Origin of the sequence: Streptomyces phytophilus (assembly GCF_013870535.1) — a bacterium.
GTDB classification, from domain to species: domain Bacteria; phylum Actinomycetota; class Actinomycetes; order Streptomycetales; family Streptomycetaceae; genus Streptomyces; species Streptomyces phytophilus.
The window spans coordinates 1-8,151 of record NZ_JACBXC010000157.1 but is presented as its reverse complement, the minus strand read 5'-3'; the positions used below and the strand labels follow the sequence as shown (position 1 = coordinate 8,151).

Here is an 8,151-nt window from a genome sequence, read left to right as displayed (position 1 = left end):
CCGCTGCGGATCTCCGAACCGGTCGTGGACGTCGCGCAGTTCTACGCCCTGCTGGGCCAGACCGCCCACCGCACGCCCGCCGTGCGCACGCTCTGCCGCGCCTGGGTGCAGCCGGCCCTCGGCGAGCCGTACCTGGCCGTCGGCATCGACCTGTACGACACGGGGCCGCAGTCCGTCGCCGCCGCGCAGGCGATGATGCAGGAGTCCGTGGCCGCCGTGCCGCCCGGCCTGGCGGTCTCCACGGTGGCGCTCGCCGACGACCACGACCCGGTCGCGATGTGGATGCGGGCCAACTCCCGGCCGTTCTTCGACCGCGGTGCCCACGGCGGCGGCCCGGCCGCTCCGCCCGCCGGCTACGGCTATCCGCCGCCGCACTCCGCGGGCGGCGCCCAGCAGTCCGGCTGGCAGCCGGGGCCCGCCCCGCAGTTCTGAGGGCCTGACCCCGCTATATCCGGACGTGTCCTGATATCGGACCGACGGAGATCCGCTCAGCGGCGGTGGGATGTCCGGATAACGGTTATCCACTGCATCGCATCACGTTTGCGCATCCATTCCCCTCGGGGTCTGGCGAGTGATCGCAGGCGCATTGAAGACTCCCCCCGCGGGAAGCTGTCGTTCCCCTGTGCGACGACACCGCTTCACGCACACGCACTACCGACACCGGGCACTACGGCACCACGGAATCACGGCACCACGGCATGACTTGCACCAGCGAAGCGATTGAGCCGCTACCGCGGCAGACGACGGCGGGACGCCGCCGATCAAGAGGGGTCCCCACAACATGACGGCACCTATCGAGACCACCGGCGCTACCGAGGCGACGCCGGAAGCTCTCGTCGAGGGCGTGGACAAGAGCCGGATCGAGGGCCGTTCGCTCGGGCGCATCGCCTGGATGCGGCTCAAGCGGGACCGCGTCGCCATGGCCGGCGGCGTCGTCGTGGTGCTCCTCGTCCTGATCGCCGCGCTCTCCCGGCCGATCCAGTCGATCTTCGGGCTCGACCCCAACAAGCTCAACCAGGACCTCGTCGATCCCTCGCTCTCCACGCCGTACGGCTCCTTCGGCGGCATCAGCTGGGACCACCCGCTGGGCGTGGAGCCGCGGCTCGGCCGCGACATCGCCACCCGCATCCTCGAAGGCTCCTGGGTCTCGCTGCTCGTCGCCTTCGGCGCCACCATGGTCGCCGTCGTGATCGGTACCGTCCTCGGGGTGATCGCCGGCTACTACGGCAAGTGGGCGGACACGATCATCAGCCGGACCATGGACACGTTCCTGGCCTTCCCGGTGCTGCTCTTCGCCATCTCGATCTCGGCCGCGCTGCAGGGCGGCGCGTTCGGGCTGAAGGGACTGCAGCTCCACATCGGCGTGCTGATCTTCGTCATCGGCTTCTTCAGTTGGCCGTATATCGGCCGCATCGTCCGCGGACAGACGCTCAGCCTGCGCGAACGCGAATTCGTCGAAGCCGCCAGGAGCCTGGGTGCGCGAGGGCCGTTCATCCTCTTCCGGGAGCTGCTGCCGAACCTGGTGGGGCCGATCCTCGTCTACTCCACCCTGCTGATCCCCACCAACATCCTCTTCGAGGCGGCACTCAGCTTCCTCGGTGTGGGCATCCAGCCGCCGCAGGCCAGCTGGGGCGGCATGCTGAGCAGCGCGATCGACTACTACCAGGTCGATCCGATGTTCATGGTCGTACCGGGCGTGGCGATCTTCCTGTCCGTACTGGCCTTCAACCTCTTGGGCGACGGGCTCCGGGACGCACTCGATCCCAAGGGCCGCCGATGACGCGGATGACGCCGATGACCCCAAGAAGCAGCCTGGGCGCGGCACCCGCCGTTCCCGCTCTCGTCCCATCACTCCGAACCAGGGGGCAACGCCTCACCATGAAACTCAGGTCGAAATCAGCCGCCATGCTCGCGGTTGCCGTCTCGGTCGCCCTGACCGTCTCCGCCTGCGGCGGTGGCGGCAGCGACGACGACGGTGAAGGCGAGGGCGGCGGCGCCGCCGCGAACGCGGCGATCGATAAGGTCCTCAACGCCTCCGACAAGAAGGGCGGGACCCTCGTCTACGAGTCGGCCGACGTGCCGGACTCGATGGACCCGGGCAACACGTACTACGGCTACGTCTGGAACTTCAGCCGGCTGTACGCGCGCTCCCTCATGACCTACGCCCCCGGCCCGGGCGCGCAGGCCGCGGAGCCGGTGCCGGACCTCGCCGAAGGTCCCGGCGAGGCCAGCGACGGCGGCAAGACCTGGACGTACAAGATCAAGAAGGGTGTCAAGTACGAGGACGGCACCGAGATCACGTCCGGTGACGTCAAGTACGCCGTCGAGCGGAGCAACTACGCCCGCGACGTGCTCTCGCTCGGCCCGAACTACTTCGCCCAGTACCTGCAGAACCCGGACGACTACAAGGGTCCGTACAAGGACAAGAGCGAAGAGGGCATCTCGTCCATCGAGACCCCGGACGACCAGACCATCGTCTTCAAGCTCGACCAGGCGTTCCAGGAGTTCGACTACCTCGTCGCCATGACCCAGACGGCGCCGGTGCCGCGGGACAAGGACAACGGCTCGGACTACCAGAAGAACATCGTCTCCTCGGGCTCGTACAAGTTCGAGAGCTTCGACCTGGACAAGTCCGCCACCCTGGTCCGCAACGACCAGTGGGACCCGAAGACGGACAAGATCCGCAAGCAGCTCCCGGACAAGATCGAGGTCCGGTTCAAGGTCAACGCCGAGACCATCGACCAGAACATCGAGGCCGGCAAGACCCACGTCATGTTCGACGCCCTCGGCGTCACCGGTCAGACCCAGTCCCAGCTCCTGCGGGACAAGTCCAACATGATCGACAACCCGACCGGCGGCCGGCTGACCTACCTGGCCATGAACACCCAGCTCGCGCCGTTCGACGACGTCAACTGCCGCAAGGCCGTGGAGTACGCCGTCGACAAGGACTCCTCGATGCGCGCCCTGGGCGGCGAGCCCAAGGGTGACATCGCCACCACGGCGCTGCCGCCGGACGTCCCGAGCCACGAGGCGTACGACGACCCGTACGCCACCGAGGGCAGCAAGGGCGACGTCGACAAGGCCAAGGCGGCGCTGAAGGAGTGCGGCCAGCCCGACGGGTTCGACACCGTGCTGACCGCTCGCACCGAGCGCCAGGACGAGATCGACAACGCCACCGCGATCCAGGCGGCCCTGAAGAAGGTGGGCATCAACGCCGAGATCCAGAAGTTCCCCGGCGGCAAGTACTTCACCGACTTCGCGGGTTCCAAGAAGTGGGTCGAGGACAACAAGGCCGGTCTGTACATGATGCAGTGGGGTTCCGACTGGCCCAGCGGCTACGGCTTCCTGCAGCAGATCGCCAACGGCGGCGCGCTCGGCGAGTCCGGTAACACGAACATCTCGTACCTGGACGACCCGGAGATCAACAAGCTCCTGGACGAGTCGATCGCGAACCCGGACAAGGCGGCCCGTGCCAAGGCGTACGCCGAGGTGGACAAGAAGATGCTGGAGACGGCCGCGATCGTGCCCCTCTCCTACTTCAAGGTCCTGCACCAGCGTTCGGACCAGCTCAGCAACCTGGTGGTCTCGCAGGCGTTCAGCGGTCAGTACGACTACCTGAACCTCGGCCTGAAGTAGCACCCCCACCGGCTGCGCGGGCGGTGCCCTCACCGGCACCGCCCGCGCCGCCCGGACCGTGGAAGGCACGCCCTCGTGTTCGCGTATCTCATCCGGCGGCTGATGGCCGCAGTGGTGCTGCTGTTCGTCGTGAGCGCCATCACCTACGCCATCTTCTTCGTCCTGCCGCGGCTCGCCGGCAGCACCCCCGACCAGCTCGCCGCGCAGTACATCGGCAAGAGCCCGGACCCCAAGACCATCGAAGCGGTCAAGCAGAACCTCGGCCTCGACGATCCCGTCTACATCCAGTACTGGGACTTCATCCGCGGCATCTTCGCCGGCCGGGAGTTCAACTTCGGCCCCGACCCGTCGCAGTGCAACGCGCCCTGCCTCGGCTACTCCTTCCGCAAGCACGTGGAGGTCTGGCCGGAGATGCTGGACCGGCTGCCGGTCACCGCCTCGCTGGCCATCGGCGCCGCCGTCCTGTGGCTGATCTCCGGAGTGACGACGGGTGTGATCTCCGCACTGCGCCCGGGTTCGTTCTTCGACCGCGCCGCGATGGGCATCGCCCTGGCCGGCGTCTCGCTGCCGATGTTCTTCACCGGCACCGTCGCGCTGGCGCTCTTCGTCTACCACTGGGAGATCTTCCCCAACGAGTACACACCGCTCACCGAGAATCCGGTGCGGTGGTTCCAGGGGTTGATGCTGCCCTGGTTCTCGCTGGCGTTCCTCTATTCCGCGCTCTATGCGAGACTCACGCGCGCCGGAATGCTGGAGACCATGGGTGAGGACTACATCCGCACCGCCCGCGCGAAGGGCCTGAAGGAACCGGTGGTGATCACCCGGCACGGGCTGCGCTCGGCGCTGACCCCCATCGTGACCATCTTCGGCATGGACTTCGCGCTGCTGCTCGGCGGGGCGGTGATCACCGAGACTGTGTTCTCCTTCAACGGGGTCGGCTCCTGGGCGGTGCAGTCCATCAACGAGAACGACCTGCCACCGATCCTCGGTGTGACGTTGTTCGCCGCCTTCTTCATCGTGATCTGCAATCTGGTGGTCGACTTCGTGTACGCCGCCATCGACCCGAGGGTGAGGGTCTCGTGACCGGCCTGACGAAGACGGGCGCCGTCGGCGAGCCGGTACCCGCCGACACCGAGGCGTCGTCGTTCCTGGACATCCGGGACCTGAAGGTCCACTTCCCGACCGACGACGGCGTGGTGAAGTCCGTCGACGGGCTCTCCTTCCAGCTGGAGAAGGGCAAGACCCTCGGCATCGTGGGCGAGTCCGGCTCCGGCAAGTCCGTCACCTCGCTGGCCGTGATGGGCCTGCACACCGCCGGGCAGTACGGCAAGCGCCGGCGGGCGCAGCTCTCCGGCGAGATCTGGCTCAACGGGCAGGAGCTGCTGTCCGCGGAGCCCGAGGCGGTGCGCCGGCTGCGCGGCCGCGAGATGTCGATGATCTTCCAGGACCCGCTGTCCGCGCTGCACCCGTACTACAAGATCGGGTACCAGATCGTGGAGGCGTACCGGGTCCACCACGACGTCGACAAGAAGACCGCGCGCAAGCGGGCGATCGAGATGCTCGACCGGGTCGGCATCCCGCAGCCCGACAAGCGCGTCGACGACTACCCGCACCAGTTCTCCGGCGGCATGCGCCAGCGCGCGATGATCGCGATGGCGCTGGTGAACAACCCCGAACTGCTCATCGCCGACGAGCCGACGACCGCGCTCGACGTCACCGTGCAGGCGCAGATCCTCGACCTGATCCGGGATCTGCAGAAGGAGTTCGGCTCCGCGGTCATCATCATCACCCACGACCTCGGCGTGGTCGCCGAACTGGCCGACGACATCGTGGTGATGTACGGCGGCCGGTGCGTGGAGCGGGGCTCGGCCGAGCAGATCTTCGACCGGCCGCAGCACCCGTACACCTGGGGCCTGCTGGGCTCCATGCCGCGCATCGACCGCGAGGCCACGGACCGGCTCATCCCGGTCAAGGGCAGCCCGCCGAGCCTCATCAACGTGCCCGGCGGCTGCGCGTTCCACCCCCGCTGCCCCTACGCGGACGTGCCCGCGGACAACGCCAGCCGCACCGTACGGCCCGAGCTGCGCGAAGTGGGCAGTGGGGGCACCCCCGCCAATGAGGGCGTAGCCGGCGGGGGTGGACACTTCGCCGCCTGCCATCTGCGGCAGGAAGACCGGGAGCGCATCTACACCGAAGAGATTGCGCCGAAGCTGTGAAGGACGAGGCTGTGCCCGAGAAGAAGGCCGACAAGGCGACCGACGCGGGGGTGGAGAAGGGGACCGACGCCCCGGCGGACGGCACTTCCGACGCCGGCGGGACGAAGGCGACCGCGACCATCCCGGGCGCGCGGATGCGCAAGAAGCCCGTCGCCGGCACCGAGCCGCTGCTGAAGGTCTCCGGGCTGACCAAGCACTTCCCCATCCGCAAGGGCCTGATGCAGCGGAAGGTCGGCGCGGTGCAGGCCGTGGACGGCATCGACTTCGAGGTGCTGCCGGGCGAGACCCTGGGCGTCGTCGGCGAGTCCGGCTGCGGCAAGTCCACCATGGGCCGGCTGATCACCCGGCTGCTGGAGCCGACCGGCGGCACAGTCGAGTTCCAGGGCCGGGACATCACGCACCTGAGCACGGGCCAGATGCGCCCGCTGCGCCGCGACGTGCAGATGATCTTCCAGGACCCGTACTCCTCGCTGAACCCGCGGCACACCGTCGGCACCATCGTCGGCGCCCCGTTCAAGCTCCAGAACGTACGGCCCGAGGGTGGGGTGAAGGAGGAGGTCCAGGGGATCCTGGAGCGGGTCGGGCTCAACCCCGAGCACTACAACCGCTACCCGCACGAGTTCTCCGGCGGCCAGCGCCAGCGCATCGGCATCGCCCGCGCCCTGGCCCTCCAGCCGAAGCTGATCGTGGCGGACGAGCCGGTCTCGGCGCTGGACGTGTCCATCCAGGCGCAGGTGGTCAACCTCCTGGACGACCTCCAGCAGGAGTTCGGGCTCACCTACGTGATCATCGCCCACGACCTGTCCGTCGTCCGGCACGTATCCGACCGGATCGCGGTCATGTACCTGGGCAAGGTCGTCGAACTGGCCGACCGCACCAGCCTGTACCAGGAGCCGCTGCACCCGTACACCAAGGCGCTGATGTCCGCGGTGCCGGTGCCGGACACCAAGCGCCGGCAGCAGCGCGAGCGGATCCTGCTCAAGGGCGACGTGCCCTCGCCGATCTCGCCGCCGCCCGGCTGCCGCTTCCACACCCGCTGCTGGAAGGCCACCCAGGTCTGCAAGACCAAGGAGCCCCCGCTGCTGGAGCTGAAGCCCGGCCGGCGCACCGCCTGCTGGCACCCGGAGAACGCGCCCGACCAGGCCCCCGACGACAAGGCGTAGGAACCGCCGGAGCAGGAACGGGGGCGTGGTGTCCGACGGGTTGTTCACCCCGTCCCTCCAGCACTGGCTGGACCTCGCGGGGATCTTCGTCTTCGGGATCTCCGGCGCGCTGCTCGCGGTGCGGAAGAACTTCGACGTCTTCGGCATCGGCGTGCTCGCGCTGGCCACCGGGCTCGGCGGCGGGCTGCTGCGGGACCTGGTGATCGGCGCGGTGCCGCCGGTCGCGTTCACCGAGCCGGGGTACCTGTTCACGCCGCTCGTCGCCGCGCTGCTGGTCGTCTTCCTCCACCCCGAGGTGGAGCGGATCACCAGCGCGGTCATGGTCTTCGACGCCGCGGGGCTCGGGCTGTTCTGCGTCACGGGCACGCTCAAGGCGTACGAGTACGGGCTCGGCCTCACCTCCGCCGCCGTCCTCGGGCTGACCAGCGCGGCCGGCGGCGGCGTGGTGCGCGACCTGCTCGCCGGCGAGGTGCCGTCGCTGCTGCGCTGGGACCGGGAGATGTACGCGGTGCCGGCGCTGGTCGGCGCGGCGGCCACGGCGCTCCTGATCCGCTTCGACCAGGTCGAGCCCGCCACGGCGACGGCCGCGGCGGCGCTGGCGTTCGTGCTGCGGCTGCTCGCGCTGCGCTACCGCTGGCGGGCCCCGCGCGCCTGGCAGCGCCGCAGCAGGGCGGCGGGGGAGGGCTGACGGCGCGGGGCCGGGGGCGGGCCCGTACGGCCGGAAGGCGGCGTTCGGCGGGCGGGGCGCGCGCCGTAGAATCGGAACCACCATGGACCAGGCTGTCTACCTCGACCACGCCTCCACCACCCCGATGCTTCCCGAGGCGGTGCGGGCCATGACCGACCGCCTCACCGCCACCGGCAACGCCTCCTCGCTGCACGCCGCGGGCCGGCGGGCCCGGCGGGCGGTCGAGGAGTCCCGGGAGCGGCTGGCCGCCGCCTTCGGCGCCCGGCCCAGCGAGGTGGTCTTCACCTCCGGCGGCACCGAGGCGGACAACCTCGCCGTCAAGGGCCTGTACTGGTCGCGGCGCGCCGAGGACCCCGCCCGCACCCGGGTGCTCGCCAGCCCCGTCGAGCACCACGCGGTGCTGGACGCGGTGCACTGGCTGCAGAAGCACGAGGGCGCCACCGTCGAG

General features: G+C 69.4%; 8 protein-coding genes. All 8 read left to right on the top strand.

Features of this window, described 5'->3' with window-relative positions; genetic code table 11:
• Positions 1–432: enhanced serine sensitivity protein SseB C-terminal domain-containing protein (locus H5J30_RS10865; protein ID WP_181787225.1), on the top strand; the 432-nt coding region annotated here is incomplete at its 5' end.
• 349 nt (positions 433–781) lie between these two features.
• Entirely contained in the window at positions 782–1,780 is a 999-nt protein-coding gene (locus H5J30_RS10860; RefSeq protein WP_181787224.1) for an ABC transporter permease, read from the top strand.
• A gap of 125 nt (positions 1,781–1,905) precedes the next feature.
• Positions 1,906–3,636, top strand: a complete 1,731-nt coding sequence (locus H5J30_RS10855; RefSeq protein ID WP_181787223.1) for an ABC transporter substrate-binding protein — start codon at positions 1,906–1,908, stop codon at positions 3,634–3,636.
• A gap of 75 nt (positions 3,637–3,711) precedes the next feature.
• Positions 3,712–4,719 carry an ABC transporter permease gene (locus H5J30_RS10850; RefSeq protein WP_181787222.1) on the top strand — a complete coding sequence of 336 codons (1,008 nt, stop codon included), beginning with the start codon at positions 3,712–3,714 and terminating at the stop codon, positions 4,717–4,719.
• The gene (locus tag H5J30_RS10845; RefSeq protein WP_181787221.1) at positions 4,716–5,852 is read left to right on the top strand and encodes an ABC transporter ATP-binding protein; all 1,137 of its coding nucleotides are present in this window, start codon (positions 4,716–4,718) and stop codon (positions 5,850–5,852) included. Before H5J30_RS10850 ends, H5J30_RS10845 begins: the two co-directional genes overlap by 4 nt.
• Positions 5,849–7,015 carry an ABC transporter ATP-binding protein gene (locus tag H5J30_RS10840; RefSeq protein WP_309505494.1) on the top strand — a complete coding sequence of 389 codons (1,167 nt, stop codon included), beginning with the start codon at positions 5,849–5,851 and terminating at the stop codon, positions 7,013–7,015. The genes H5J30_RS10845 and H5J30_RS10840 overlap by 4 nt, the downstream gene beginning before the upstream one ends.
• A gap of 25 nt (positions 7,016–7,040) precedes the next feature.
• Positions 7,041–7,703: a trimeric intracellular cation channel family protein gene (locus H5J30_RS10835; protein ID WP_181787220.1), complete on the top strand. Its 663-nt coding sequence runs from the start codon at positions 7,041–7,043 to the stop codon at positions 7,701–7,703.
• A gap of 82 nt (positions 7,704–7,785) precedes the next feature.
• Positions 7,786–8,151: aminotransferase class V-fold PLP-dependent enzyme (locus H5J30_RS10830; protein ID WP_181787219.1), on the top strand; the 366-nt coding region annotated here is incomplete at its 3' end.

Bases quoted from the DNA above. Each gene is read 5' to 3' on its own strand.
- H5J30_RS10860 (WP_181787224.1), top strand. From the start codon at position 782: ATGACGGCACCTATCGAGACCACCGGCGCTACCGAGGCGACGCCGGAA.
- H5J30_RS10855 (WP_181787223.1), top strand. From the start codon at position 1,906: ATGCTCGCGGTTGCCGTCTCGGTCGCCCTGACCGTCTCCGCCTGCGGC.